Source organism: Mycolicibacterium insubricum, assembly GCF_010731615.1.
Lineage (GTDB): Bacteria > Actinomycetota > Actinomycetes > Mycobacteriales > Mycobacteriaceae > Mycobacterium > Mycobacterium insubricum.
In genome coordinates this window covers 265,610-292,092 of record NZ_AP022618.1, presented here as the reverse complement: position 1 = coordinate 292,092, position 26,483 = coordinate 265,610, and the positions used below count along the sequence as shown (strand labels likewise).

The following is a 26,483-nucleotide window of genomic DNA, read 5'->3' as shown; positions in this document are numbered from 1 at the left end:
GTTTAATTTGCGAGTGAATGCCGACGGCGCGTGCTATCTGTATCCGATGCACAATCTGCGACCGGCGGCCTGATGCCGGCGAACTTCGGCTTCGCCACCTTGGCGCTGATCGTCGCGGTGGGCCTGCTCGGACCGCTGCTGGCCGCACCGAAGCAGCTGCGCATCCCGGTGGTCGTCGGGGAACTCGGCGTCGGGTTGTTGTTCGGCCAGAGCGGTCTGAAGGTGCTCGACCCGACCAACCCGACGTTCTCCATGCTGGCCGACGTCGGCTTCGCGCTGGTGATGTTCGTCGTCGGCTCCCACGTGCCGATCCGCGATGTGACGCTGCGCTCCTCGATGCCCAAGGCCGCGCTGCGCGCCGTGCTGGTCGGGGCGGTCGCCGTCGGGTTCGCGGTGATCATCGCCCAGTCCTTCCACACCGGGCACACGCTGCTGTTCGCCGTGCTGATCGCGTCGTCCTCGGCGGCCCTGGCGCTGCCGATGCTGGATTCCCTGGGGCTGGGCGGCCCGGCGGTGCTGTCGGTGACCGCGCAGATCGCCATCGCCGACACCGCCTCCATCGTGCTGCTGCCGCTGGTCATCGACCCACCCCGGGCCGGCCGGGCGGCGCTGGGCTCGCTGGCCATCGGCGGCTGTGCGGTGCTGATCTTCCTGGTGCTGCAGCACTACGAGGCGCACGGCCGGCGCAAACGCCTGCACCGGTACTCCGAGCGGCATCGGCTGGCGCTGGAACTGCGCATCAGCCTGCTGCTGTTGTTCGCGCTGGCGGCATTGGCCACGGCGACCCACGTTTCGATCATGCTGGCCGGGTTCGCGCTGGGGCTGGTGCTTTCCGCCGTCGGTCAGCCCCGGCGGCTGGCGCGACAACTGTTCGGCATCACCGAGGGGTTCTTCGGCCCGCTGTTCTTCGTCTGGCTGGGGTCCTCGCTGCGGATACGCGAGCTCGGCGCCGACCCGCGGCTGATCGGCCTGGGCCTGGCGCTGGGCGTGGCGGCGGTGCTGGCCCACCTGGTGGGTGCGCTGCTACGCCAGCCGGTGGCCATGGCTGCGCTGTCTTCGGCGCAGTTGGGTGTGCCGGTGGCGGCTGCGGCGCTGGGCACTGAGTCGGCGCTGCTGGAGCCCGGTGAGCCGTCGGCGCTGATCCTGGGCGCGCTGGTGACCGTCGTCGTCACCTCGATCGCCGCCCGCGCGGCGGGCAGGCGCAACCCGGTCGTCGCGACGGGTGAGAAGCCGTCGTCGGGAGAGCCGTCGTCGGGTGGCGGCTCAGTCGGGAGTGGCAAAGCCGGATGACGACGCCGGCTGGGCCGGTGCCGGGGCCACCGGAACGGGCGACGGCACGGCCAGCGGCGCAGCGAAGGTCGGAGGCGACGGCCACGCCGGCGCACCCGGCTGGACGGGCGCAACCATTGGCGCTGCTTGGGCCCGCCCGGCCTGCAGGCGGGCCAGTTCGCGGCGATGCCGCTCGGCCAGCACCGCGGCCAGGATGTACTGCGGCGGCGTTCCCGTCGGCGGGGCGGGGGAGATCCGGGCGACGATGTCGGCGGTGATCCGATTCGCCATCTCGGTGCGGACCTGCGGGTGCAGATCCGGGGCCCGGGACAGGAACTGCCGGGCCAGCTCGGCCTGATCGGCACTCAGGCCGGTCAGCTGCAACGTCGAGGCCCAGGCGGCCAGCATCGGCGGCATCGGCGGCGGCGGGGCCAGCCGCGGCCCGCGCTCGTTGATCACCACGGTCCCGGCGAACAGGTCACCGAGCCGCTTGCCCTTGGCCGACAGCAGGCTGGAGATGACGGCGGGGCTGCCGGTCAGCCCCCAGATCTCGACCACTGACGCCAGCGCCCGAAACAGGGCCTGGCGGAACCGTTCCGGGCTGCCGTCGTCGGACACCACCCGCAGACCCATCGCCATCTTGCCCAGCGTGCGGCCACGCGTGGTGGTCTCCATGATCACCGGATACCCGACCAACACCAGCACGGTGAACAGGATCAGCGCCGCGGCGGTGAACGCCGTGTCGAACTGGCGGATGGTCAGTGCGGTCAGGAACAGGCCGACGAACAGGGCGATGAACATCACCGTGACGTCGATCAGGGCGCCCACCGCCCGGACCGGCAGCTGTGCGATCTGCACATCGAGGACGACGGCATCGCCGGTGACGACGGCGTCATTCGAGTGTGCGGACATAGTCATCCACGCTACTAAACTCCCGGAGGTGGACGTTGACGCATTTGTGCTCGCCCACCGCGGCACGTGGGACCGGCTGGAGTACCTGACCAAACACCGGCGGCGGCTCAGCGGTGCCGAGGCCGACGAACTCGTCGACCTCTACCAGCGGGTGTCGACGCACCTGTCGATGGTGCGGTCGTCCTCGAACGACTCGGTGCTGATCGGGCGGTTGTCCACGCTGGTGGCGCGCGGCCGGGCCGCGGTCACCGGCGCACACGCGCCGCTGTCGCGGGAGTTCGTCCGGTTCTGGACGGTGTCCTTCCCGGTGGTCGCCTACCGAGCCTGGCGCTGGTGGCTCGGCTCGGCGCTGGTGTTCCTGCTGATCGCCGCGCTGTTCGCGGTATGGGTGGCCAACAATCCGGACGTGCAGGCCGCCATCGGCACGCCGGAGTCCATTCGGCAGATCGTCGACCATGACTTCGAGAGCTACTACTCCGACCACCCGGCGGGGCTGTTCGCGCTGCAGGTCTGGGTGAACAACGCCTGGATCGCCGTGCAGTGCATCGCCTACGCCATCGTGCTGGGCCTGCCGATCCCGTTCGTGCTGTACAGCAACGCCGCCAACGTCGGGGTGATGGCCGGGCTGATGTTCGGCGCCGGCAAGGGCGGCTTCATGCTCGGGCTGCTGATGCCGCACGGACTGCTGGAGCTCACCGCGGTGTTCCTGGCCGCCGGCGTCGGGATGCGGCTGGGCTGGTCGGTGATCGCCCCGGGTGACCGGCCACGCGGGCAGGTGCTGGCCGAGCAGGGCCGCGCGGTGGTAGCCGTGGCCGCCGGCCTGGTGGTGATGCTGCTGGTCGCCGGTCTGATCGAGGCACTGGTGACGCCGTCGCCGTTGCCGACCTGGGCCCGGATCGGCATCGGGGTGATCGCCGAGGGCGCGTTCCTGTACTACATCATCTACTTCGGCCGCCGTGCCGATGCCGTCGGCGACGCCGGCGACCTGGCGGACGCACCCGACGTGGTGCCGACCGCATGAATCGAGAGGACCGCTGATGACCGACGGTTTCGCGCCCGGGGGTTCCCCCACGCCCCCGGTGTATCCCGCGGGCCCGAGCTTTCCCACGCCCCCGGTCTACGCCGCGCCCCCGGCATATCCCGCTGCGCCGCCGGCCTATCCGGCGACGCCACCGCCTTACCTGTCGGCGCCGGGAGCCCCCGCGCCCGGTGCGCCGTCGGTGGCCCGGCCGGGTCGCGCCGCGGTCTGGGTACCGACCCTGATCGCCGTGCTGGCGCTGGCCGGATCGGGGTTCCTGGGCTGGAAATGGCATGAGAGCGCGACCACCCTGCAGGAGGTGCGTACCACCCAGCACGCGGTCATCGCGGAGGCGGAAGCTCAGCGCACCGATTCCGAGGACGCCCGCAAGGCCGCCGTCGAGTACGCCAAACTGTTGACCTCGGTCGACTATGCACATCTGGACGAGCAGATGCAGAAGGTGCTCGACGGCGCGACCGGGAAGTTCAAGGAGAACTACGCGTCCGGCAGCGCTGCGCTCAAGGAAATCTTGAAGTCGAACAACGCCTCGGCCAAGGGCAATGTCTTGGATTCGGCGGTCGAATCGGTCAACGGCCAGGATGTCGTGGTGCTGCTGTTCGTCGACCAGTCGGTGTCCAACACCAAGCAGTCCGATCCACGGCTGGACCGGAATCGGATGAAGATGACCATGACCAAGGTCGACGGCCGGTGGCTGACCAGCAACGTCGAGCTTCCCTGACGCCCGGCTACAGCCGCCCGGTGGCCTTCATCGCCAGGTAGCGGTCGGCCAGCGCCGGAGCCAGTTCCTCCGGTGGGGCGTCGACCACCTCGACACCCATGCTGCGCAGCCGGGATGCGACCTCGCGGCGCTGAATACGCGAGCGTTCGGCGGCCGCGGCGTCGTAGACCTGGGCCGCGTCACCGCGTCCGGCCGCCAGGGTCTCCACCCGCGGGTCGGCGACCGCGGCGACGATCACCTGATGGCGCGCACACAGCTGCGGCAGCACCGGCAGCAGGCCCTCCTCCAGTGCCGACTGATTCAGATCCGTCAGCAGGACCACCAGCGCGCGGCCGCGGGTGCGCCGCAGCACTGCGGAAACCATTGCTGCGGAGTCACTCTCGATCAATGACGGCTCCAACGGCGCCATCGCGTCGACCAGCCGCGACAACAGCTCGTTGCGCCCGGCGTTGAACACTCCCGCCCGGGTCTCCCGATCATGGGCGAGGAAGTCGACATGGTCACCCGCGCGGGCCGCGAGTGCCGCGAGCAGCAGGGCGGCGTCCATCGACCAGTCCAGGCGCGGCCAGCCGCCGGCCTCCAGCCCGGATCCGTCCGCGGCGGTCCGACGTTGCGCGGCAATGGGATCCACCCCAACGCGCCCGGCCGAGGTGCGGCCGGTGTCGAGCACCAGCACCACCCGGCGGTCGCGTTCCGGACGCCAGGTCCGGACCACCACGTCGTTGCGCCGTGCGCTGGCCCGCCAGTCGATCGAGCGCACGTCGTCGCCGTCGACGTACTCGCGCAGTGAATCGAACTCGGTGCCCTGGCCGCGGATGAGCACCGGGATGGCCCCGTCGATCTGCCGCAGCCGGGCCAGCCGCGACGGTAAATGCTTGCGGGACAAGAACGGCGGCAGTACCCGCAGCTCGTCGGGCAGCGGGCGGAAACGCTGACGGCCGGCCAGCCGCAGCGGGCCCAGGGCGCGGACGGTGATCCCGGCCGCCCGCTGATCGCCGCGACGCACGGGGTCCAGCCGGGTCAGCAGCGAGATGTGTTCGCCGGGTGACAGGGTCACGTCGTGCGCGCGCGGGGTCGCACAGGCGCTGGGCGCCCACGCGTCCCGGATCTGCCCGCGGAAGCGGCGGCTGCCGTCGTTGCGGACCGACAGGCTCACGTCGATGGGTTCACCGAGGCGGCTGGACGCCGCGACGGTGCGGGTGACACCGATGGCCGACGGTGTGGCGGCCAGCAGTATGTCGAGGACGACGGCCACCAGCAGCACGGCCAGCAGCGCCGCGAAAGTCGCCTCCGGCCAGGGTGATACCAGGATCGGCAGCACCCCCGCCAGGGCGATCAGGCCGACCCGGCCGCTGAGCACCACTAGCGCGGAACCGGCACCGAGGCCAGAATGCCGTCGAGTACGGCATCCGGGGTGGCGCCTTCCAGTTCGGCCTCGGGACGCAGCGCAATCCGGTGCCGCAGCGTCGATTTGGCCATGGCCTTGACGTCGTCGGGGGTGACGTAGGAACGCCCGGACAGCCACGCCCAGGCGCGGGCGGTACCCATCAGCGCGGTCGTTCCGCGTGGTGAGACGCCGAGCTGCAGCGACGGTGAATTGCGGGTCGCGATCGCGATATCGACGATGTAGCGCAGGATCTCGTCGGCCACTAGCACCCGGGCGACCGCGGCGCGACCGGCGGCCAGCTGGTCGGGTCCGGCGACCGTCTCGATGTCGGTCAGATCACGCGGATCGAAACCGCCGGCGTGCCGGCCGAGAATGGCCACCTCCTGCTCGCGGGCGGGCAGCGGCACGGTGAGCTTGAGCAGGAACCGGTCCAGCTGAGCCTCGGGCAGCTGGTAGGTGCCCTCGTACTCGATCGGGTTCTGGGTGGCCGCCACGATGAACGGGTCGGGCAGCGCCTTCGGATCCCCGTCGACACTGACCTGGCGTTCCTCCATCGCCTCCAGCAGCGCGGCCTGGGTTTTCGGTGGGGTGCGGTTGATCTCGTCGGCCAGCAGCAGGTTGGTGAACACCGGTCCGGCTCGGAATTCGAACTCCGCGGTGCGGGCGTCGTAGATGAGCGAACCGGTGACGTCGCCGGGCATCAGGTCGGGGGTGAACTGGACCCGCTTGAAATCGAGGGCGAGTGCGGCGGCCAGGGTGCGCACCAGCAGGGTCTTCGCTACGCCGGGTACGCCCTCGAGGAGCACGTGTCCCCGGCACAGCAGCGCCACCACCAGACCGCTCACCACGGCGTCCTGCCCGACCACGGCCTTGCCGATCTCGGCCCGCAAGGCCAGCAACGCGGCGCGGGCGGCGTCTCCGGCCGGATCCGGGGGCGCGTGCACCGGGTGCTGGGGAGCGTGCTGCGGGGCCGACGGCGGCGGGACCGGCAGCGGTGCCTGCGCGGGGGGCGCCACGGGTGGCGGGGGCGTGGGCGCCCAGCCACCGGATGCGGGACCGCCGTACGGAGCGCCGGGCGGCTGGGACTCGGGGGAGTAGTGCGTCACGGGTGCGCGACCTGCCTTTCGATGTCGTCGAGAGCGTGAGCGAGGTTGATGAGATCGTCGTCGGTGGCCGGGGCCGGGCCGTACAACAGGTGGGTCAGCCGCGCCGGGTCGGTTCCGCTGTGCGCGGCGATGGCGTCGACGATCTGGGTCCGGCCGGCCGCTGCGCTCAATCCGAGCCGCGGGGTCAGCCGGGAGATGGTGGCCGAGCGCAGCGCGTCGGCGGCCCGGTCCCGGGCCCGGTGCGACTGGTACAGCCGGCCGCGCCCCTCCACGGTTTCCGACGCGCGAACCACCACCGGCAGCGGTTCGGCGATCAGCGGGCCGAGGCGCCGGCCCTGCCAGAGCGCCAGCAGTGCCACCGCGATGATCAGCTGCCAGATGACCCAGCCGACCCGGTCCGGCATCAGGTCGGTGATGGATGCGGAGCTGGACTTCTCACCCTCCAGCTGTTGCGGCGCGTACCAGACCAGCCGGGGGTGTTCGCCGGCCAGATTCATCGCCAGGGCCGCGTTGCCGCCGTCGCGCAACCCGTCGTTGGTCAGGAAGTCGGTGTTGGCGGCGACGGTGACGGTCTGCCCGGCGCCGTTTCGGTAGCGGACCAGTGCGCCGCCGTAGCAGGAGGTCAGGTCCACCGAATCGGTTGCGGCGCGGTAGATCCGCCCGGTGTCGAAATCGACGGCTCCGGCGCGCCGGGCCGCGCGCAGATCGCAGCCGGGTGATTTCTGGGTGACGGTGCTGGCGCCCGCCCGAAGGTCAGGTGCCAGGACGTCCTGGACGACGAAGTTGGGCGCGATCAGCAACAGGTCGCCGGGGGCGCGCGACAGCCGCTGCAGCTTGTCGCGGTCGGGCAGGTAGTAGGTCGGGGCGACCAGCAGGGTCGAGTTCCCGGTCGTGGCGGACACCGCCTCGTCGACGGTGTTGGCCTCGATCACCTCCACCCCGTGTTCGCGCAGCAGCGTGGCCAGGGCGTGTGAACCGTTGGTGGCGGTGGATTCCGGATCGAGGAAGCCGCCCGCGCGTGGGCTGGTCAGCTGGGTGGCCAGGACCGCGACGGCGGCGATCGCGACCAGCGCGATGAGGAGCCACCACCTCGAACGGGTCTTGCGGGTCGTGGCGGTGGTCATCGCACGGCCGTCCAGCCCTCGACCGTCGCGGCGGTGCCCGACGGGGTGCCGCGTTGCGCGCACAGATGCTCGTCGAGATCGGCGATCTGCTGATACTCCTCGGCGGTGCCGGGTTGTTCACCGTAGGTGACGTCGTTGAAAATGGCTGCCGCCGAGGTGAATTCACCGGACAACGCCGGATAGGCGACGGCCGCTGCGCGGGTGAGCTCGGTGGCGGTGCGACCGGGCACGGCGGTGAGCACCCCGGTTTCCTCCAGGTGCCGGGCGACGGCGCGGAGCCGGTGCCGGATCGCGCCGGCCCAGTCGCCGCGGGCGGCGTAGTCCGCGGCGGCGGCGCGGTGCTGGGCCGCGGTGAGCTCGGCGCCGTCGAACAGCTGGTAGGTCTCCCCGGGCTGGGTGCGGATGGTCCGGCGCACCAGCCGGACGATCAACAGCGCCGCGACGATCACCACGACCGCCAGCACCAGCACGGTCAGCCAGCCGCCCGGCATGGACGCGCCGTGCGCGAGCAACCGGTCTAGGCGATCGTTGATCCAGCTCAGGACGTGGTCCCACAGCGAGCGCCGCGGATAGATCGGCTTGGACAGTTCGTGACGAGCCAGCTCACGGGCGGCGTCACCGTCGATGTCTACCGTCGGGTCAGCCACAACTGATCCGTCTCATCGAGAACGTGCGGCCCAGCGGCCGGGTCGGCCGCCGCGCGCAACGCGGCGTCGGCGCCGGTGCGCAGCACCATGTCGAAGGCCTCACCGCGCATCCGGCGGTCGGTGTAGAGCAACACCGTGACACCGGCGGAGAACGGGGTGGTGATGATCCGGCCGATGGCGGCGCCGATTGCCGTCAGGGACGCGCCGATCAGCAGCACGTCGTTGTCCCGGACGCCCGACGTCATGATCGCGCCGGCAATCTGGAACGGGAATCCGAGAGCACTGGCGATGATCGAGACCAGGATCGCGGTCAGCAGCAGGATGCCCAGCAACCGCCAGAAGTCGCCGCGGACCAGGGCAAACGATCGCCGGATCGCGGCCATGACCGACAGCCGCTCCAGCACGATGGCCGTCGGCGCGAAGGTCAGCTGGACCCACAGGTAGCAGGCGCCCAGGCCGAACAGCAGCAGCAGGAACAGCCCGGCGATGACCGCCAGGGCCGCGCTGGCCTGGGCCAGCCCGACGACGATCACGACGATGACGCCGAGCACAAGAAACATCGCCAGCGTCTCCAGAGCGGCCAGCCCGATCAGCGCCGGCAGCCGGCCGCGGATGCGGGCCCACGCCTCACCGATGGTGATCGTCTCGCCGAACACCGCCCGGCCCACCACCACCGTCAGCATGCCGCCCAGCAAAATGGTGGCCAGCCAGGTCGTCAGGGCGCCGGGCAACTGCAACAGCGCCGAGGCGCCCACGTCGGAGGAGTTGTCGCCGAGCATGTTGACCCGGTCCAGGGCCAGCAACGGGCCGATCTGCAAACCCAGCGCCAGCAGCTGGGTGAGCACGACGACGATGGTGGTCAGGCCCAGCGTGGTCCGGGGATTGGACCGGATGTAGGCGACGGCGCCGTTGTAGATGTCGCTGATGCCCAGCGGCCGCAGCGGGATGATGCCGGGCTTGAGATCGATCGACACCAGCGGCGCCGACGGGGCGGGCCCGGGGACGTATCCGGGCTGCGGGACGGGCGCGACGTAGCTCGGCTGCGGCGGGTAACCGGGCTGGTAGCCGGCTTGGGGCGGGAAGCCGGGTGGCCCGAAGCCTTGGGGTGGGTAGCCGGGTTGCGGCTGGTAGACCGGGTAACCGGGCGGGGTCGGGCGGTAGCCGGGTTGCGGATAGCCGGGGGCTGCGTACTGCGGATACCCGACGGGATAGTGCTGCTGGGTCGGGTAGGACGGCTGGGGCGGGTAGGCCGGTGGAATCGGCTGGGCGTGGGCGGGATCGAAGTGGGCGGGCGGTGCCGCCGCGGGTTCGTCGGCCACACCGGGTGCACCGGGGAGAACGTCCTGCGCCGGTGCCTCGCCGGGCGGTGAGCCGTCCGGCGTCGGGGGTGGCGTGCTCATCCGCGCATGCCTCCGGGGTTGACGGTCATGGTGTCCATCCTGGCATGGCCACCGAAAATGCCACGGCGCCTCTTTGCGGTGGCGGACCGCCGCGTACCGTGCTGTCATGGCTGAACTCAAGGCGCGTCTGCGATCGGATCTGACCGAGGCGATGAAGGCCCAGGACAAGCTGCGGGTTGCGACGCTGCGGATGCTGCTGGCCGCCATTCAGACCGAAGAGGTCTCCGGCAAGGAACCCGTCGAGCTGACCGACGCCGAGGTGCTCCGGGTACTGGCCCGCGAGGCCCGCAAGCGCGGAGAGGCCGCCCAGATCTTCATCACCAATGGCCGCGGCGAACTGGCAGCCAACGAGCGCGCCGAGGCGTCAGTCATCGAGGAGTATCTGCCGTCGCCGCTGTCGGAGGACGAGATCGCCAACATCGTCAACACCGCCATCGCCAACGTCGCCGAGGAGATCGGCCACCGGCCCGGCATCAAGCAGATGGGCCAGGTCATGAAGATCGCCAAGGAGATCGCCGGCGAGAAGGCCGACGGTGCCCGGCTCTCGGCGGCCATCAAAGACCGCCTCTGAACCTCGTCACCCTCGCCGGAACGCCGGTCTTGATGCGGGCGTTCCCGGCTTCACCTCGGCTCCGCCGGCACTCGCTTCGCTCGCGCCACCTCCGCCGAGCCTCCCCGGAACGCCGGTCTTGATGCGGGCGTTCCCGGCTTCACCTCGGCTCCGCCGGCACTCGCTTCGCTCGCGCCACCTCCGCCGAGCCTCCCCGGAACGCCCGGGCGACGACGGCGATTGCGCCCAGGGTGAGGGTGATGGCGATCCCGGCCGTCGGCGCGATACCCGAGTCGAAGGCCGTCCGGGCCGAATCCAGCAGCCGCGCCGCCAACTCGGCGGGCAGCTCACCGGCCACCGACACCGCGCCGCCGATGCTCTCCCCGGCGTCGGCGCTCTGGCTCGGTGAAAGGCCGCGCGGCAGTTCGACGTTGTGCCGGTAGTACGCGGTGAACACGGTGCCCAGGGTCGCGGTGCCGACCACCGCGCCCAGCTCGTAGGCGGTTTCCGACACCGCCGAGGCGGCACCGGCCTTCGCCGGCGGCACCGACGCGACGATGGTGTCATTGGAGACGGTCTGGGACACCCCCACGCCGAGCTCGAGGGTTACCAGGGACACGATCACCGCGACGACGGTGAGGTGGTCGCGGAACAGCAGGATCAGCACGAATCCGGCCACCACCAGCGCCAGGCCGGCGATGATCAGCCGATCCGGGCCGAACCAGCGGGCCAGCGGCACCACCGCGAGCCCGCCGATCACCGAGACCGTCGCCGCCGGCAGGGTCACCAGACCCGCCTGCAGCGGGGACAGTCCCAACACGAGCTGCAGATGCTGCGCGGTGAAGAACAAGAACCCGATCAACCCGACGATCGACAGGAAGTTCGCCAGCACCGACGAGGCGAACGGCGGGTGGCGGAACAGTCGCATCTCCAACATCGGTGTGGCACTGCGGTTCTGCCGGCGCACGAACAGCACCGCCGAAGCAATGCCGACGCCGAACGCCGCAACGGACCAGGTCGAAACACCTTGGTGAGCCATGTCTTTGATCGCCCACACCAGCGGAGCCATCGCGGTCAGGGCCAGTGCGATGCTGACCGGATCCAGCGGGCCCGGATTGGCGTCCCGCGACTCGGGAACCAGTCGCGGTGCGAAGATCAGCAGCGGCACCAACAGCGGTACCGCGAGTAGAAAGACTGCACCCCAATTGAATCGGGTCAGCAGCGCGCCGCCGGCGATCGGGCCGAGCGCGGCCCCAGCGGTGAAGCACGCCGCCCACACCGCGATGGCCAACCGTCGTGCGGAGTCCTCGGTGAAGATGTTGCGGATCAGCGACAGGGTCGACGGCATCAGCATCGCCCCGAAGACGCCGAGTGCGGCGCGCGCGCCGACCAGCGCCGCGGCGCTGGGTGCGAACGCGGCGACGGCGGAGACGACGGCGAATCCCGTCGCTCCGATCAGCAGCAGCCTGCGCCGGCCGACGCGGTCGCCGAGGCTGCCCATCGGCACCAGCAGCGCGGCCAGCACCAGGGAGTAGATGTCGACGATCCACAGCTGGGTGGCGGCCGACGGCCGGAAGTCCTCGGCGATCAGCGGCAGCGCGAACGCCAGCACGGTGTTGTCGATCGCGATCAGCAGCACCGGCAGCATGAGTACCGCCAGGGCCAGCCAGGCTCGGCGGGGTGTCGTCGTGAATGAGGTCTGGGTGTTCGCCACGTTGTCGAGGCGGGTGGACATGAGGATTCCTCTAATCGAGTCGGGCCGGGTAGCCCGGTACAGCTGTGTTGAATTGCCTGTGGTGGTTCGCCGACGCTAGGTGGGGGCGATGAGTCCCTCCGTCAGGCTGGTCATGATGGCGTCGACGATCTGGTGTCGAGGCAGGTTGTCCTGGAGGAGGGCGTCGAAGCCGGCCTCCAGCAGCGCCCAGAACACCCGTCGCGCCCATCCGGGCGGGACGTTGCCGGTCGAGGCGCGTTCCAGCACCTCGATGATGGCGTCGTCGCCGGTGTCCAGATGGGACATCAATGCGGGGTCGGCGAGCACGTTGGGGTCCATGTAGATGTTGACCACGATCGGCCCGATGTCGAGCTGGGACTCGATGACGCGGCGCAGCGCTTCGGCGGGCGTTCCGCTGGCCGGGTCGGCCGCCACGATCGCGGCCGTGCTGATCTCGTGCACATGCACGGCCAGCGCCCGGATCAGGTCGGTTCGCTCCGGGAAGTACCGGTGCAGCGTGGACCGTCCGACGTCGGCGGCCGCGGCGATGTCGCCGAGCGGCGCGGCCGGTTCGGCCGACAGCACGGACATGGCGGCGTCGAGTATCGCCCGCCTCGTCCGCCCGCGGGCCCCGGTCTCCGTCGCATTCATGTCCTCAAAGGTAGCATGAGATCGTCAAAATGAGATAGTTGTGTCTCGCTATGGCCCATCGGAGTAGCGGGTCGTCAGTCGCGGGTGGCAGGAGGGGCGGGGCGGCCGGGCCCTCAGCCGCGGGCGGCGGCGCGGCGGGCCCGGGCGGCCTCGTGCTGGGTGACGCTGGAATTGTCCAGCATGATCTGGATCATCAGCGCGAAGAACCGGGCGGGGTCGAGCTCGGCGGGCACCAGGTCGTGGCGCAGGGTGACGACGGGCAGGGCTGCGAGCTCGGCCGCAACGTCGACCGCAGATGCGGCCTCGACGTCCTCGACCTCGGCATCGTGCAGGTCGAACAGGCCGCCGGAGCCCCACTCGTCGTCTTCGTCGTCGGGGGAGGGTGCGGGCGGGGTTTCCGGTGGGGTTCGGGCGATCGGCGCCTGGATCTGCGACGGGGGCTGAAGCACGGACGGGCACTGGGCCTCGGGCTGGGACGGCTCGGCGTCGTCGCCCCACTCCGGCACGATCAACGCGCATGCGTCGTAGGCGTCGTCCTCCCGGCCGAGTTTGACCAGGAGATCGGCGATCCAGTCGAACTGCCGGCGCTCCTCGGTATAGGCCGTGGAGCGCAGCGCGTAGACGAAGCCGAGCGCGGCCAGCGGGTGGCGCAGCGCCAGGTTCTTGGCGTCCCCGTAGGACTCCTCGACGCGGTTCGCCGCGTTCTTGCCGAACGACGAATCCATCCGCTTGGTGGAGATCAGCAGCTCGGGCCCGGTCTGCCAGGATGACACGATGACGTCGACCTGCTTGAGGTAGTTCTTTCCCGCGATGTTGGCCGACGCCGTGCCGATGCCGCCGGACCCACCGCGCAGCCGGGCCAGCAACTCCTCACGCATACCCCGGGGCACCGAGCGGATGAAGGCCAGCACATCCCGGTCGACGACGCGCGGCGGCTCGGCCCGCGGCCACACCGCGTCGGGGTCCAGGCCGGCGCGGCGCAACTCGTAGGCCACCCACACATCAACGGCCAATGCCGGTACCCCGGAACGGGTTTCGGCGCCCAGCCGCAGTGGCACCGCCAGCAGCCGGGCCAGGGTGGCGTAGTCCGGGACGAAGCCGCCGTCGGGCAGCCAGGGGTTGGTACCGGCGGCCGGAGCCTCGGCAACGATCGCGTCGAACAGCGGCCACGCGGCGGCCTTGGCGCTGGGTTTGGCCGTGCGCTCAGCCACCGGCGGCCCTGCCCCGGGCGACACGACGGGCGGTCAGCGCGGCGTGATCGGACCGCAGCGCCGCCAGCTGATCGGTCGCCAATCCCAGGCCGTCGGTCAGCAGCACCGCATCGACGCAGGTGACCGCATCCAGCAGCCGGCCGGTCCGCAGCAACGCGGTGACCCGGGGGCGCAGCGCACGCAGCGCGGCGGCGTGTGCGGCGACCAACGGCGGCGACGGCACCGGCAGCGCGTCGGCCTCCCGCGGCTCGATCTTGAGCAGCCCGCCGCCGTAGGCACGCCCAACCGTTTCGGCACCCAGCAGGGTCACCGAGTTCAGCGCCGCCAGCGGCAGCAGGTCCAGCCCGAGGGTGCGCACACCGTCGCGCAGATAGACCCCGTGCACCGAGTTGAGGTGATGGGCGCGGGCGCGGTTGCTGCACAGCCGGGGGGTGTCGGCGTTCATGTAGGTCAGCAGCAGGTCGGCCGGGCGCAGATGCGGCACCCGCCACCAGGGCCGGCGTACCCGACACTTGTAGGCGTGGTGCACGTCGAGGTCCTCGCCGGCCCGGATGTAGCGCCTGGCCGCGGCCGACGGTTCGCCGGCCGGCCGGAACAGATGACTGGCCGCCCCGGCGTCGCCGAGATCGCGCAGACCGCGCGCGGTCAGCGAAAGTCCGCGAAGGTGCCGGGATCCCGGGGGTGACAGGTCGATGACGTCGTCGTCGGTCAGGCCGAGGGCGTCGACCCGCTGCGGGGACAGTGCGAAAAACCGGTTGTTGCCGGTCACCATGCCCAGCGTGGTGTCGCCCCAGGACTGCAGCGGGGTGAAGCCGGTGCCGGTGGCGTCCTCCAGTGCCGCGCGCCCGGCCGTCGACAGCAACCCGGCCGACCATTTGGCGCCGCCGCCGGGTGGGGTCCAGCGCCGGGATTCGCTCAGCTCGGCCAGTCCGTCGGCGTCGCGGACCTGCCACAGGTCCATATGGCCGGCTCCGCCGGCGTGGTCCGCTGGGCCGGCTCGGCCGGCGTGGTCCGCTGGGCCGGCTCCTCCGACGTTCCCGTCGCCCCGGTAGCCGTCGGCCAGCAGCAGCACGACCTCTTCCAAAACTCCTGGGAATACCCGTTGTTCGAACAGCACCAGTCCGACGGCGCCGAACCGGTCCATCAGGAACTGCCGGACCCCGGCGGCGTAATTGACGGTCAGCAACTCCGCCGGCAGCACCAGGGCCAGCCGCCCGCCCGGGCGCAGCTGCAGGGCGGCGTGCACGGTGAACGCGGCCCACGACGACGCCAGGTTCGGCAGGCTCACCCCGGCGCGCAGCGCCGCGGCGCGGGCCCGGGCCCGATCGGCGCCGGTGAAATCCTGGTAGCGGATGTAGGGCGGGTTCCCGACGACGGCATCGTAGGCGCCGAACTCGTTGTGCAGGAAAAAGTTCCGGACGCCGACGGTCGCGGGTATCCCCGCGTCGCGCAGGCTGCGCTGGGCGCGGCGGGCCGAGCCGGTGTGCAGCTCGACGCCGGTCAGCCGGCCGGTGTGGCCAGGGCGGGCCTGGTGCAGGAACACCGCCTCGCCGCAGGACGGTTCCAGGACGTCGTCGCCGGGGGAGCGGACCGCCCAGTCGAACAGGAAGCGGGCCACCGGCGCCGGGGTGAAGAACGCACCGCGCGCCTTGCGCTGCGCCGCGTCGTCACCGGTTGTCATGCCCATCATCGTGCCGGAACCCACCGACAACCCGGTGTCGACCCGCCCGTCACGGCGCGCGGCTAGGTGTGCTTGTTCCACTGGCCGCAGTCGACGGCCCGGACGTCGTTGACGTCGACGTTGACTCCGCCGACCACCGGTCCGGGGGCCGACGCGGTGCTGACCACGCGCTGGTAGAGGACCGCGGCGGGGAAAACGCGCCCGCCTGACCAGGACCGGGTCTGCCAGGCCCACTTATAGCCGGACACACTCGAATTCCCGATGACGCCGCTCGAGGCGGCCCACTGGCACACGTCGTACCCGCCGTAGACGCCGGTGCGCTGCACGCCCAGCACCGAGTTGATCCCCTGAAACCACGGCAGGGCAACTCGGTTCCAGGTGTCCTGGTTGATGTCGTCGTCGACGCTGAAGAAGATCGGCGCGTTCTTTGCGCCGCCGGCCGCGGTGTGCAACTGCCAGGCGGTGCGGGCGTCGGAGACACCGCCGGCGTATCCGCGGGTGAAGTCCGACGGGGCGGTCCCGCCCGGTTTGCCGTACTGGTAGTTGCTGACGATGATCAGCCCGGCCGACGTCAACGCCTGGGCGTAGGGCAGCGTGATCGGCTTGGCACCGAAGGTCGATCCGGGCCGCGAGGTGGAGACGTAGTTGATGACGCCGGAGTGCCCGGCCGCGCGGATGTCGGCCGCGGGGATCTGCTTGGCCGCGAAGTCGATCAGCGTGGGCGCGGCGGCCGACGCCTTCGGGATCGCCAGGCCCGCGGCCGTCGTGGCCAGCCCGGCGGCCGCCGACAGCGCGGTGGCATAGCGCAGCGCGTCACGCCGGGATATCAGGCGTGACGGGCGCAGCGGGTCGGAAGTACCCCGGAAATCCGGCATCGACCGATGTTACCAATGAGACTAATGAGGAGAACGTGACTTATGTTGCGATTTGGTGGAAATCTGGCCTGGTTGGAGCGAGAAGTCGGCAGGTGAGCGGTCGAGCTACCCGGCTCGCCGACGATCAATCACCGCGATCACCCGCCGGAACCAGGCGAGGTTCTCCCGCTCGAAACTCACGCCGCGCAGCAGGTTCAGATACGGCCCGATCCGCGGCGCCTCGGCCAGGAATTGCGCCTCGGAGCGGCCGCCGAGCAGCTCGTCTTGGCGTCGTTCATAGTGGGCGAGCTTGTCCTCGGCCAACGCGATCCGTGCGACGACGGCGTCGCGCACCGCGGCGGCGTCGCCGGCGTCGAGGGCCTGGATGGCGACCATCAGGTCCTCGCGGATCGCGCCGGGCTTGGGCGGGATGGCGGTGAAGCGGCGCAGCTGCTCGCGCCCGGCGTCGGTGAGGGAGAACAGGTGCTTGTTGGGGCGGCGGTCCTGCTCGACGAGCCGGGCTTCGATCAGTCCGGCCGCCTGCATCCGCTCCAGCTCCCGGTAGAGCTGTTGGGGGGTGGCCATCCAGAAATTGGCCACCGACATGTCGAAGGCCTTGGCGAGGTCGTAGCCGGACGCCTCCCCGTCGAGCAGGGCGGCCAGGATCGCATCGCGCAGCGCCATGTGCGCAGGATAACAACGTAGAACCTAGTCAATATTTTGACTAGGTGAGAATCCCGCTCCTATCTTCTAGTTAGTCAACTAGTTGAGTAATGGAGGCGGGATGTCCCCGAGTTCCGAGACCGACGCGCACGCCCTCCCGCGAGCGCGCGCCGAGCGGACGCGCGTGCTGCGCGAGTTCGTCACCCACCCGGGAACCTGGATGCTGCCGATGCTGGTGGTGCTCGTCCTGGCCCTGACGGTTCCCGCGGTCTACCTCGGCGGCACCATCGACCCGCCGGGAAACGTGCACAACCTCCCGGTCGGCCTGGTCGTCGAGCAGCAGAGCGTCACCGACCCGAACGGCAGCGCCGCCGAGGCGCTGGCCGCCGCGATCGCCGACCACGTCGACACCGGCGCCATCGCGCTGCGGCGCCTCGACGCCGGCGAGGAGGCGCGGCAGATCGGCAACGGCTCGCTCTACGGAGCCGTCCGCATCCCCGCGGACTTCGACGCCCAGATCGCCGCCCTGCGCAGCGGTGCGCCGGGCGCCCCCGTGCATCCCGTCGTACATCTGGACACCAACCCGGCAACCGGGGCGATGGTGACCAGCCTGATCTCCGGCCAGTTGGCGCCGGTGCTTGCCGGGGTGGGTACCGAGTTCGGTCACCGGTTGCTGGCCTCGGCGCCGCCGGAGACGACGGCCGCCGCCGCTTCAGCTTTGGCCGCGCCGTTCTCGGTGGCCACCGCGCCGCTGGACCCGTTGCCGTCGCACACCGGAATGGGCACCAGCGCGTTCTACTACGCCGTCGTGCTGGTGCTCCTCGGGCTGGTCGGCGCCTCGGCGATCCAACCGCTGATCGACGCCTCCAGCGGGTTCCTGCCCACCGAGATCGGGCCCATCGTGCGTCGTCGTCCGTATCTGCACCTGAGCCGGCTGCAGAGCCTGGTGAGCAAGTGGCTGATCATGGTGGCCGCGGCGCCGATCGCCGCGGCGCTGGCCCAGCTCGTCGCCGGTCCGGGCCTGGGTATGCCGATCGACCGGCCCTGGCTGTTGTGGCTGTTCGGCACCTCGACCGTCGCTGCGGTCGGCATCGGTGCGTTGACGGTGTTCGCCTGCTTCGGTGCGCTGGGGCCGCTGATCAACATGTTCTTCTTCGTGGCACTGGCCATGCCGTCATCGGCCGGCACCGTTCCGCTGGAGGCGGTCCCCGGTTTCTACCGCGCGATCGCCCACTTCGAGCCGATGCGACCGGTGGTCCGGGGCCTGCGCTCCATCCTCTACTTCGGCTCCACACCAGGCTCCGGGCTGAGCTCGGCGTGGTGGACGGTCGCCGGGTTGGCCGGGGCGGCGATCCTCATCGGGCTGGTCGCGGTGCGGGCGTTCGACCGGGTGGCCGCTTCGGCGCGCCACCCCGAGCTGAACCCGGCGCGGATCTCGCCGGTGCCCAAGCACCGGGCCGGGCGGCGGGTCGCCGCCTGAGGGTCAGTCGTAGAGCAGATACCCGGCGCGGCTATCCCGGAATCCGGCGGCCGAACGGTCCCACTCCGCCAGCAGCGGCGCGAGCCGGCCGGCGTCGATCGCCGCCCGCGCCTTGCCCGATCCGGTCAGTGAATCGAACGACGGGCCCCAGGCGAAGTCGTTCGGGTGCTGCTTGCGGATCACGTCGATGAGCAGCAGCGCCGTGCCGACCGGACGGTAGGCCTGCCGATCGGTGATGACGAACCGGACGGCCCCGATGGTCTGGCCGGGGTACTTGGCGGCGCCGTCGTCGACCGGGACGCTGACAGACTGGAAGGTGACACCCGGCAGGCCGAGCGCGTTCATCGTCGCCGCCACCTTCGCCGCGTCCAGCCAGGGGGCGCCAACCTGCTCGAAGGGACGGTCGGTACCCCGGCCCTCGGAGATGTTGGTGCCCTCGAAGTAGACCGTGCCGGGGTAGTTCGTCACTGCCGCCAGCGACCGCAGGTTGGGCGACGGGTTCACCCAGGGCAGGCCCGTCTGGTCGAACCATTGCGCGCGTCGCCATCCCTGAACCGGGATGACGGTCAGGTTCGCGCCGATGCCCTCTTGCCGGTTGAACAGGTTGGCCAACTCGCCGACCGTCATGCCGTGCCGCGCCGGGATCGGGTACATCCCGATGAACGACGAGTACGCCGACTCCAGCAGCGCGCCCTCGACGATCTGACCGCCGATCGGGTTCGGCCGGTCGAGCACCACGAACGGGATGCCCTTGCGCGCCGCGGCCTGCATGGCCAGCGCCATGGTGGAAACGTAGGTCCAGGTGCGCCCGCCGACCTCCTGCAGGTCGTAGACCAGGACATCGACGTCCTTCAGCATCTCCGGCGTCGGGGAGTGCCCCTGGGCGCCGTAGAGGGAGTAGACCGGAACCCCGGTCCTCGCGTCGACGCCGTCGGCGACCCCGACGCCCGCCTCGGCGGTCCCGCGGATGCCGTGCTCCGGGGCCAACAGCGCCACCAGCCGCAGGTCGGGATGTGCGGCGATCAGGTCGATGTCGGAGGTGCCGGCGCGGTCGACACCGGTGTTGTTGGTGATCAGACCGACCCGCTTGCCGCGCAGCGCCGACGGCACATTGGCCAGGAACACCTCGATGCCCGGCACCACCCCGCCGTCGGGCGCCGCCGATGCCGGCGCCTGCACGCCGCCGGCAACCGCGGCGCAGGCCAGCAGCACACTCAGCAGACAGCGGCCGAATCGGGCGAGGCGCATCCGGGCACTATAGAACGGCCCGAGAAACGACCTAGTTGTCGTTCACCCTGGAAATACGTCGACGGAGGAGGTGACGCGCAATGATCGGGAGCCGGTACGACCGCCAAATACGTGGTGCGCTCGCAGTAGCTTTCGGGCCCCCGGCCGGAGCTGGTCCCGTGGCGCCGGCGAACCTGAAACGAAAGAACCCGCCCCCACCTGTTGGTACAGGCGAGAGCGGGTTTCACACTGTCGGGGTGGCGGGATTCGAACCCACGACCTCTTCGTCCCGAACCACGCCACCTGGGGTTTTGATGACGTTGGGTACGTTGGCCCGCGTAAGTTTCCCAGCTCAGCTGTATTGGGTGGGTTGGCGCGCGCAGGAGTCGCGAAAATCTACTGCGGACTGCCTGCGGACTGAGACACCTTGGTGGTCAAGGCCGCTTCTGATCTACCGAGAGCGGGAACCTTGAAATCAGGATGTCAGTTTTCAAGGTTGAGGCGCTAACCTTGAAATTGCACTCCTGGAATTCAAGCTTGGCGAGTTGAGGTGGATCCGATGGATATCGAGGCGCTTCGTAACAGCCCGATCGGACGGTTGGTGCCAATCGGGGGTCATGACCCCCGATTAGGTGAGGCGTACGAATACGTCGCCTACGTGCCGGACCCCCTTCCTGCGGACCTCAAACTGGAAGCTCAGACCTATGCCGCGGTGATCGACGCCGCGGCGGCGATGGCACGTGCCGACCAAGCGTCTTCATTGCTGCCGAACCCGAGCCTGCTCGCTCGGCCGGCCACTCGTCGGGAAGCGGTAAGTACCTCCGCGCTGGAGGGCACCTACGCGTTCTTGGCGGACGTTTTCGAAGCAGACTTTCTCGAAGCTGAGGAGCTCACCAGTTCGGTCAGTGAGGTCAGGAACTACGTCACCGCAGCTGAGCGGGCATACGAACTCGTGGCCGAAGGGCAACCGATATCGGTTCGGATGCTCGAGGATTTACAGCGCGAACTCCTGCGTGGGACCGCCAGTGATGGCTCGCACGCGGGCAGCGTCCGCACCACTCAGGTTTTCATCGGACTCGGCAATCGGCGTGTCACGTCGGCTCGGTTCGTGCCGCCTCCGGCTGATCATCGGCTGCTCGACGGGTTGCGGCTGTGGCAGGACTGGATCCGGGAACCCAGCGCAATACCGACGATCATCCGAGTAGCGGTCGCGCACTATCAGTTCGAGACCTTGCACCCGTTTCATGACGGCAACGGCCGGCTGGGGCGTCTCGTCATGGCGCTGCAGTTGATGAGTGCTGGTGAACTGCGTTTTCCGGTCCTGAACATCTCACCGTGGCTGGAGCAACACCGCACCGAGTATCAGGACGGATTGTTGCGCGTGTCGCAGACCGGTGGATGGGACAGCTGGGTGTGCTTCATTTCCGCGGCCATCCATGCCGAGGCCTTGGAAGTCGTTGAGCGAGTGGACAAGCTCCTGGCGCTCCGTGAGGAATTTCAGGTGATCTTGCGCGGAGCCAAAGGGGTCTCGCTCAGGATCGCTGACGACCTGATCGGTTACCCGATGATCACGGCGTCGGCTGCGGCAGCGTTGCACGGTGTTTCCTACCAGGCAGCGAACACCGCCATCACAAAATTGGTGGACAAAGGAATTCTGCGCCAACGAACTTCGGGCCGGTACGACCGAATATTTCAGTGTGACGGTGTGCTCGCGGCTCTAGAATACTGAGCATTCGTCGGCGTGCTGGCGCGATTCACTGGCATGGAACGGCTGGTCGGACCCCCTATCCAGGTGGGCTACCAAGACGATCCAGTCGGCTATGGGCGGCGCCTGAACGCAAAGCTGCAGCAGTTCATGGACGCTTACTCGACGGGCTTGCAACGCCAGATTCCGACGGATCCGCAACCAAAGATCACGGCTGTGAATGGCCCTCGCATTCCTCGCTTCCACTAGTAGTGCGTTGCTCATTATTTCTGCGTGGCGGTGTCAGCTACTGGGGTCCGCGTTGCTTTGGTGGGCCACCAACTGGCTTCGCGTAGGAGTGTGGCGATCGCGGGCACGGTGAGGGTGCGCACGAGGAAGGTGTCGAGCAGCAGTCCGAAGCCGATGATGAGGCCGGCTTGGATCATGATTGCGACTGAGCCGACCATGAGGCCGAACATGCTGGCGGCGAATATCAGACCAGCTGAGGTGATGACGGCTCCGGTGTTTGCCACGGTGCGCAGGACGCCGACGCGGATGTTGGTCCCGGATTCTTCGCGGAGCCGTGAGACGAGCAGCATGTTGTAGTCGGCGCCGACGGCGACGAGGATGATGAATGCCAGTAATGGTACGGGCCAAGCGATTTCGTAGCCCAGTCCCCATTGGAATACCACAACGCCGATGCCGAGCGAGGCGAGGTAGTTGAGCACGACGGTGCCTAAGAGGTAGAGCGGTGCCAGGAGTGCGCGCAGCAGTAGGACCAGGATGACGCCGACGATGATTATGGTGGCGACGGCCAGTTGTGCGAAGTCGGCCCATAGGAATCGTTGGATATCGGAGTTGACGGCGGGGAAGCCGGCGACGGATACGGTGGCGTCGGCGAGCGACGTGTTGGGTCGTGCGGTGTTGGCGGTGTCGGTGATGCGGCTGGCGAGCTCCATGGCTTCGACGCTGTAAGGGTCGTGGCTGCTTTCGATCATGAACCGCGCGGTCTTGCCGTCCGGTGAGAGGAATTGCTTGGCAACATCGGTGAATTGCCGGTTCTCGAATGCATTAGCGGGCAAGTAGAAACCGCTCGAGGAGTCGGAGTCCGCCGCTGCGCGTGAGGAATTCTGTAGTTGGGTGGCGATCTGGCTCATACCGGACAGCATTTCGATGTTGCTGTCGGCGAGGGTGCGGACACCGGTCGCGAGTGCTTGAGCGCCGGAGGCGAGCTGTCCGATTCCCTCCTGCAATCGGCGGAGATTGGTGGCTAGGTCGGCGGGGTCACCGAGGGCTCCGAATGCCTTGTCCAGCGAGGCGACTGCGTTCTGGACGTTGGAGAGGGTGCCACCAACGGTGGCATTGGTCGCGGGATCGTAGCGGTCCCCGAGGTCGGCGATCTGGTCGAAGAATCCGCTGTCGCGCAGGCTGACCAAAATCTTCACCTGGTCACGAATTTGGGCGCACTGCGGGGTGGCGGCACACCACGGTGAGGTGTTGAGCGCGCCCACGAGTGGATCGAGCTGGGTGATCGCGTTCTGCGCCTGGTTGGCCAGCGGTCGCAGTCCTGGGCCGGATTGGATGGCTTGGTCGACGGCGGGGGCGGTGGCGGAAAGTTGTTGCAGCAGTGGGCGGAACTGGTTGACCTGAGTTCCCGCGGATTGAGCTTGGGTGAGGATTCCGGCCAGTGGCGCGAGGGCGGTGCGCACCGTGCCATCGAGTTGGGCGAGGCCGTCGGCGAGCTGGTCGGCGCCGCCGGTGAGTTTGGCGAGGTCGTCCTTGCGTGAGTTGCCCTCGGCGACCGCGCCGGCCATTTTCTCGCCGATCTGGCCGTTCTGCCAGGCCAGTTCTGCTTGGTCGAGGCGCTCCCCGGTGGGGCGGGTGACTCCGGACACCCTGGTGACGCCGGGGATCTGGGAGACGCGAGAGGCCATCTCGTCGAGATCGGCCAGCCCCCTCCCGGTCCGCATGTCGGTCGGGTTCTCTACGACGAGGAACTCGCTGATGACGACGTCCTTGCGGAAGTGGCGGTCCAGAAGTTGGTAGCCCTGGTTGCTGGCCGTGGTGTCTGGTTGTCCCTTGCGGTCGTCGTAGCTGATTTTGATGGTCGCAGCGGCTGCCGACAGGGCGAGCAGGATGGCCAGGCTGACGATCAGCAGTGGCACCGGACGGCGGACCACGGCGACGGCGACGCTGTTCCAGTAGCGGCGGGTGCGATCGGATTTGGGTTCACCGATGCCGCGTTTGGCGGCTAGCGACAGCACGGGTGGCAGCAGGGTGACGGTCGCCAGAAATCCGAACAGCACGGCGATGGCACACGCGGGGCCCAGGGCGGCGAAGACGCTGAGCCGCGCGAAGACCATGGCCAAGAACGCGAGTGCCACGGTGGCGGCGGACGCCAGGATGACGCGCCCGATGCTGGCGGTGGCGTGGATGATCGCCTGATCGGCGGGTACTTGGGCGCGGCGCTGCTCGTGGTACCGGCTGATCAGAAAAACTGTGTAATCAGTTCCGGCGCCGAGCAGGATCGCCGTCATGAATGCGACGGTGAACTGGGAGACCGGCATGCCCATCTCGCCGAGGGCGGATAGCACGCCGCGCCCAACCGCCAGGCTCAACCCGATTACCAGCAGTGGCAACAGCGCGGTGAACACTGACCGGTAGACGATCAGCAAGATCAGGGCGATCACGCCGGCGGTAGCGATCGAGATCAACAGCAGGTCGTGCTCGGCGGAGGCGATCATGTCGCTGAAGGTCGCCGGTGGTCCCGTCACTTGGACGGTCGTGGTCGATCCGGTGAACACCTCCGCGGCGATGTCGCGCACCGCGTTCAAGGATTCGGCTGCCGTGGGGTCTCCGAGGGTGCCGGTGACACCGACGGGCAGATACCAGGCTTTGCGGTCGGCGCTGACTGCCTGAGCTTCGGTAATCGGATCGGCCAGCAGGTCCTGCACCAGCAGGACGTGGTCGCCCTCGGCCTGCAACCGGCGCACGAGTTCGCCGTAGCGCTGCCGTGCAGTTGGAGTCAAGCCAGTGGGGTCTTCCATGGCGACGAACACCATGGTTTTCGAGCCTTCTTCGCCGAACGCGGCGCTCATGCGGTCAACCGTCTGCAAGGACGGGGCGTCGCGAGGAATGAGGTCCACCGACTGTTGGCGCACCACGGTTTCCAGCTGTGGGAACAGCAGCGCGAGAACCACCGCGGCGCCTAGCCATACCCCGATGACGAGCGCTTTGTGTCGGAGGGTGAACCGGGCCAGGGTCGCCAACCGTTCGCTGTACTCGCGAGTGTCGGCCGGGTCGGTGGATCCGTTGGCGCGCCGACCAGGCCGCTTGGCCTGGCTTGGGGCATCTGCACTGCCGTCGGTCACTTGGCCTCCACTGGTAGCGATACTGCCGGTATCGGTACGCTACCGCACGTAGTGCAAGTGGTGACGGCGACCGGTGGGGGCCTCGCTCAAGAGCGTCATGAGTCGACTCCCTACGGGATTGCGGCGGGCCAGTCGGCCGCGAATACCTGCACGGCGTGCAGGGCGCCTCCTACCGCCACCGTCGCCAGTGCCGCACGATCACTGCTGGGGGCGGGAATGACGACAGCCGCTGCCACGTCTCTGAGAACTCGAAGTTTGAGCGTTCTGATCGTCAATCGCTGCCCTCCGCGGAGTCCTATGGTGGCACGCGCCCCCATTGGGGGCGGATGCTACCAAAGTGTTGCGACCTACTGTGGCTTGCCAAGATGGACATGTGCGGACGCGGTCGAAGAGATGGGGCGGGCGTACCGGTGCTGAACGCCGGGCGGAGCGCCGTCAGCGCCTCATTGATGCCGCGACGGAAATCTGGAGTGAAAGCGGTTGGGCAGCAGTCACGATGAGAGGAGTGTGCGCCAAAACCGGCCTGAACGACCGTTACTTCTACGAAGACTTCAAGACCCGCGACGAGTTACTTGTCGCTGCATGGGACGGCGTGCGCAACGAGATGCTCGGTGAGGTTTCTGCGACGCTCGCAGAACGCATCGGGCAGCCGCCGATGGAGACCATCCGCGTGACCATCGCCGCGGTGGTCGACCGGATTGCAGAGGATCCGGGCAGGGCGAAGATTCTACTGGCTCAACACGTGGGCAGTTCCCCGCTTCAGGATCGGCGCGCTGTCGCACTGCAGGAGGCGACACACCTGGTGATCGCAGCCAGTGAGCCACACCTGAGGCCGGAAGCCGATGAAACCGCCCTTCGGATGGACACACTGGTGGCCGTTGGTGGCTTCGTCGAATTGATCACCGCATGGCATGCAGGTTTGCTTGACGTCATCCAGGGGGAGATCGTGGAGCACACGAGTCGGCTTGCCGAGACGCTCGCCGAACGTTATTTGGTCGACGACGCTGGCCTCTAATGTTGTACAGCGGCGTTCATGTGTTCAGTCCGGAATGAAGCAAGCGGAGGCACCTCGACATTCGCGAAGCGCGGCCGGGAGGCGCCAGAAGCTAACTCTGAGGTTTGGCTTTGGTCGTGGCCGACTCGACTGCGTTCTGCAGCAGCACATAGCTGCCGAGGCTGCCCAGGAAACCTGCGCAGTGCTGAACGAGTTCATCGGTGGTGAACTCGAGTTCTCCGTCGAGCCAGCGGCGCAAGACTTCGAATAACCCACCCACACCCAATGTCGAGGCCAAATGGGCAACGCCCACTGCGGAGTCGGCGATGTCAAGGTGAAGTCTGGCCTCACGCAATACGAGGTCGGTGAAACCGGTCATCATGTCGCTGCGTAACTCCCGAAGCAGCGGCTCCGTTGCAGATTCCACGAACAAGATCCGACCCAGTCGAGGATCATTGTTGATCATGCTGACCAGCCCGCGGATCGGCGCGTACGCGAGCACCTCGGGTGGGGCGCCGGCATCGGGGATCGCGTCAACTATCACCTCCTGGAAGGTTGCGTAGAGCTGCTGGTAGACAGCTCGCAAGAGGGCGTCTCTGTCAGGGAAATGCTGATAGAAGTAGCGTGACGTCACGCCGGACTCAGCGCATACGGCAGTCACCGTGGCGGCGGCAACGCCGTGCGTGCCGATCAACTCCATCGCGGCCTCGATGAGACGCGTGCGCCTGTTCCGGTGACGCTCCTCGGCGGACATCCCGCTGTACACCCGCACCGATCGCACAACGCATAGCTTGCCATCTA

Annotated in this window: 22 protein-coding genes; 7 read left to right on the top strand and 15 right to left on the bottom strand. The window is 68.8% G+C overall.

The annotated features are described in order from the left end of the window. Positions 1-72 precede the first annotated feature (72 nt). Entirely contained in the window at positions 73-1,290 is a 1,218-nt protein-coding gene (locus tag G6N16_RS01380; RefSeq protein WP_083033459.1) for a cation:proton antiporter, read from the top strand. Here G6N16_RS01380 and G6N16_RS01375 read toward each other — a convergent pair. Beyond that, complete coding sequence (locus G6N16_RS01375) at positions 1,264-2,181, bottom strand: RDD family protein (protein WP_083033461.1); 918 nt, start codon at positions 2,179-2,181, stop codon at positions 1,264-1,266. The two genes, G6N16_RS01380 and G6N16_RS01375, sit on opposite strands and share 27 nt — an antisense overlap. A 28-nt stretch (positions 2,182-2,209) precedes the next feature. Here G6N16_RS01375 and G6N16_RS01370 point away from each other — a divergent pair, with 28 nt between their 5' ends. Next, positions 2,210-3,202 (top strand): stage II sporulation protein M, encoded by a 993-nt coding sequence (locus G6N16_RS01370; protein ID WP_083033463.1) that lies wholly within the window; start codon positions 2,210-2,212, stop codon positions 3,200-3,202. A gap of 16 nt (positions 3,203-3,218) precedes the next feature. After that, a complete protein-coding gene (locus tag G6N16_RS01365; protein ID WP_133053014.1) occupies positions 3,219-3,938 on the top strand; it encodes an Rv1363c family protein in 720 nt (239 codons plus the stop codon). 7 nt (positions 3,939-3,945) lie between these two features. Here the strand turns inward: G6N16_RS01365 and G6N16_RS01360 are convergent, their stop codons facing one another. From G6N16_RS01360 to G6N16_RS01340, 5 genes are all read right to left on the bottom strand, one after another. Then, complete coding sequence (locus G6N16_RS01360; protein ID WP_083033466.1) at positions 3,946-5,301, bottom strand: DUF58 domain-containing protein; 1,356 nt, start codon at positions 5,299-5,301, stop codon at positions 3,946-3,948. Further along, positions 5,301-6,341 (bottom strand): AAA family ATPase, encoded by a 1,041-nt coding sequence (locus G6N16_RS01355; RefSeq protein WP_110810971.1) that lies wholly within the window; start codon positions 6,339-6,341, stop codon positions 5,301-5,303. The genes G6N16_RS01360 and G6N16_RS01355 overlap by 1 nt, the downstream gene beginning before the upstream one ends. An 86-nt stretch (positions 6,342-6,427) precedes the next feature. Then, positions 6,428-7,555 carry a DUF4350 domain-containing protein gene (locus tag G6N16_RS01350; RefSeq protein WP_083033476.1) on the bottom strand — a complete coding sequence of 376 codons (1,128 nt, stop codon included), beginning with the start codon at positions 7,553-7,555 and terminating at the stop codon, positions 6,428-6,430. After that, the gene (locus G6N16_RS01345; RefSeq protein ID WP_083033469.1) at positions 7,552-8,202 is read right to left on the bottom strand and encodes a DUF4129 domain-containing protein; all 651 of its coding nucleotides are present in this window, start codon (positions 8,200-8,202) and stop codon (positions 7,552-7,554) included. The genes G6N16_RS01350 and G6N16_RS01345 overlap by 4 nt, the downstream gene beginning before the upstream one ends. Further along, entirely contained in the window at positions 8,184-9,602 is a 1,419-nt protein-coding gene (locus G6N16_RS01340) for a DUF3824 domain-containing protein (protein ID WP_163787720.1), read from the bottom strand. The genes G6N16_RS01345 and G6N16_RS01340 overlap by 19 nt, the downstream gene beginning before the upstream one ends. Before the next feature lie 106 nt (positions 9,603-9,708). Here G6N16_RS01340 and G6N16_RS01335 point away from each other — a divergent pair, with 106 nt between their 5' ends. After that, on the top strand, positions 9,709-10,173 hold the full coding sequence (locus tag G6N16_RS01335; protein WP_083034014.1) for a GatB/YqeY domain-containing protein: 465 nt from the start codon (positions 9,709-9,711) through the stop codon (positions 10,171-10,173). Between the two features lie 139 nt (positions 10,174-10,312). On the opposite strand, the gene lfrA is transcribed toward G6N16_RS01335, so the two are convergent. The 6 genes from lfrA to G6N16_RS01305 form a co-directional block, all read right to left on the bottom strand. Beyond that, entirely contained in the window at positions 10,313-11,887 is a 1,575-nt protein-coding gene (gene lfrA / locus G6N16_RS01330; protein WP_163787719.1) for an efflux MFS transporter LfrA, read from the bottom strand. 75 nt (positions 11,888-11,962) lie between these two features. Further along, on the bottom strand, positions 11,963-12,517 hold the full coding sequence (locus tag G6N16_RS01325) for a TetR/AcrR family transcriptional regulator (protein ID WP_083029224.1): 555 nt from the start codon (positions 12,515-12,517) through the stop codon (positions 11,963-11,965). Positions 12,518-12,630: 113 nt separating this feature from the next. After that, positions 12,631-13,728, bottom strand: a complete 1,098-nt coding sequence (locus tag G6N16_RS01320; protein ID WP_083029289.1) for a hypothetical protein — start codon at positions 13,726-13,728, stop codon at positions 12,631-12,633. Further along, complete coding sequence (locus G6N16_RS01315) at positions 13,721-15,418, bottom strand: N-6 DNA methylase (protein WP_083029288.1); 1,698 nt, start codon at positions 15,416-15,418, stop codon at positions 13,721-13,723. The genes G6N16_RS01320 and G6N16_RS01315 overlap by 8 nt, the downstream gene beginning before the upstream one ends. Positions 15,419-15,471: 53 nt before the next feature. Beyond that, positions 15,472-16,284, bottom strand: a complete 813-nt coding sequence (locus G6N16_RS01310; protein WP_083029225.1) for a DUF1906 domain-containing protein — start codon at positions 16,282-16,284, stop codon at positions 15,472-15,474. Between the two features lie 105 nt (positions 16,285-16,389). Further along, the gene (locus G6N16_RS01305) at positions 16,390-16,947 is read right to left on the bottom strand and encodes a PadR family transcriptional regulator (protein WP_083029226.1); all 558 of its coding nucleotides are present in this window, start codon (positions 16,945-16,947) and stop codon (positions 16,390-16,392) included. Positions 16,948-17,047: 100 nt separating this feature from the next. On the opposite strand from G6N16_RS01305, the gene G6N16_RS01300 reads away from it, so the two are divergent. After that, positions 17,048-18,406 carry a DUF3533 domain-containing protein gene (locus G6N16_RS01300; protein ID WP_083029227.1) on the top strand — a complete coding sequence of 453 codons (1,359 nt, stop codon included), beginning with the start codon at positions 17,048-17,050 and terminating at the stop codon, positions 18,404-18,406. A gap of 3 nt (positions 18,407-18,409) precedes the next feature. On the opposite strand, the gene G6N16_RS01295 is transcribed toward G6N16_RS01300, so the two are convergent. Next, positions 18,410-19,654 (bottom strand): exo-beta-N-acetylmuramidase NamZ family protein, encoded by a 1,245-nt coding sequence (locus tag G6N16_RS01295; RefSeq protein ID WP_083029228.1) that lies wholly within the window; start codon positions 19,652-19,654, stop codon positions 18,410-18,412. Between the two features lie 538 nt (positions 19,655-20,192). On the opposite strand from G6N16_RS01295, the gene G6N16_RS01290 reads away from it, so the two are divergent. Next, positions 20,193-21,362 (top strand): Fic family protein, encoded by a 1,170-nt coding sequence (locus G6N16_RS01290; protein ID WP_062660257.1) that lies wholly within the window; start codon positions 20,193-20,195, stop codon positions 21,360-21,362. 239 nt (positions 21,363-21,601) lie between these two features. Here G6N16_RS01290 and G6N16_RS01285 read toward each other — a convergent pair whose 3' ends face one another. Next, positions 21,602-24,688, bottom strand: coding sequence for an MMPL/RND family transporter (locus G6N16_RS01285; RefSeq protein WP_062660222.1), 3,087 nt, complete (start codon positions 24,686-24,688; stop codon positions 21,602-21,604). Between the two features lie 373 nt (positions 24,689-25,061). Between G6N16_RS01285 and G6N16_RS01280 the strand changes: the two genes are divergently transcribed. Further along, positions 25,062-25,703, top strand: a complete 642-nt coding sequence (locus G6N16_RS01280) for a TetR/AcrR family transcriptional regulator (protein ID WP_085981140.1) — start codon at positions 25,062-25,064, stop codon at positions 25,701-25,703. Positions 25,704-25,794: 91 nt separating this feature from the next. Here the strand turns inward: G6N16_RS01280 and G6N16_RS01275 are convergent, their stop codons facing one another. After that, positions 25,795-26,436: a TetR/AcrR family transcriptional regulator gene (locus G6N16_RS01275; protein WP_011895470.1), complete on the bottom strand. Its 642-nt coding sequence runs from the start codon at positions 26,434-26,436 to the stop codon at positions 25,795-25,797. Positions 26,437-26,483 lie beyond the last annotated feature (47 nt).

Coding starts and splice junctions, on each gene's coding strand:
- G6N16_RS01380 (WP_083033459.1), top strand. CDS start 73: ATGCCGGCGAACTTCGGCTTCGCCACCTTGGCGCTGATCGTCGCGGTG.
- G6N16_RS01375 (WP_083033461.1), bottom strand. CDS start 2,181: ATGTCCGCACACTCGAATGACGCCGTCGTCACCGGCGATGCCGTCGTC.
- G6N16_RS01365 (WP_133053014.1), top strand. CDS start 3,219: ATGACCGACGGTTTCGCGCCCGGGGGTTCCCCCACGCCCCCGGTGTAT.
- G6N16_RS01350 (WP_083033476.1), bottom strand. CDS start 7,555: ATGACCACCGCCACGACCCGCAAGACCCGTTCGAGGTGGTGGCTCCTC.
- G6N16_RS01340 (WP_163787720.1), bottom strand. CDS start 9,602: ATGAGCACGCCACCCCCGACGCCGGACGGCTCACCGCCCGGCGAGGCA.
- G6N16_RS01335 (WP_083034014.1), top strand. CDS start 9,709: ATGGCTGAACTCAAGGCGCGTCTGCGATCGGATCTGACCGAGGCGATG.
- lfrA (WP_163787719.1), bottom strand. CDS start 11,887: ATGTCCACCCGCCTCGACAACGTGGCGAACACCCAGACCTCATTCACG.
- G6N16_RS01325 (WP_083029224.1), bottom strand. CDS start 12,517: ATGAATGCGACGGAGACCGGGGCCCGCGGGCGGACGAGGCGGGCGATA.
- G6N16_RS01315 (WP_083029288.1), bottom strand. CDS start 15,418: ATGATGGGCATGACAACCGGTGACGACGCGGCGCAGCGCAAGGCGCGC.
- G6N16_RS01310 (WP_083029225.1), bottom strand. CDS start 16,284: ATGCCGGATTTCCGGGGTACTTCCGACCCGCTGCGCCCGTCACGCCTG.
- G6N16_RS01305 (WP_083029226.1), bottom strand. CDS start 16,947: ATGGCGCTGCGCGATGCGATCCTGGCCGCCCTGCTCGACGGGGAGGCG.
- G6N16_RS01300 (WP_083029227.1), top strand. CDS start 17,048: ATGTCCCCGAGTTCCGAGACCGACGCGCACGCCCTCCCGCGAGCGCGC.
- G6N16_RS01295 (WP_083029228.1), bottom strand. CDS start 19,654: ATGCGCCTCGCCCGATTCGGCCGCTGTCTGCTGAGTGTGCTGCTGGCC.
- G6N16_RS01290 (WP_062660257.1), top strand. CDS start 20,193: ATGGATATCGAGGCGCTTCGTAACAGCCCGATCGGACGGTTGGTGCCA.
- G6N16_RS01275 (WP_011895470.1), bottom strand. CDS start 26,436: ATGTCCGCCGAGGAGCGTCACCGGAACAGGCGCACGCGTCTCATCGAG.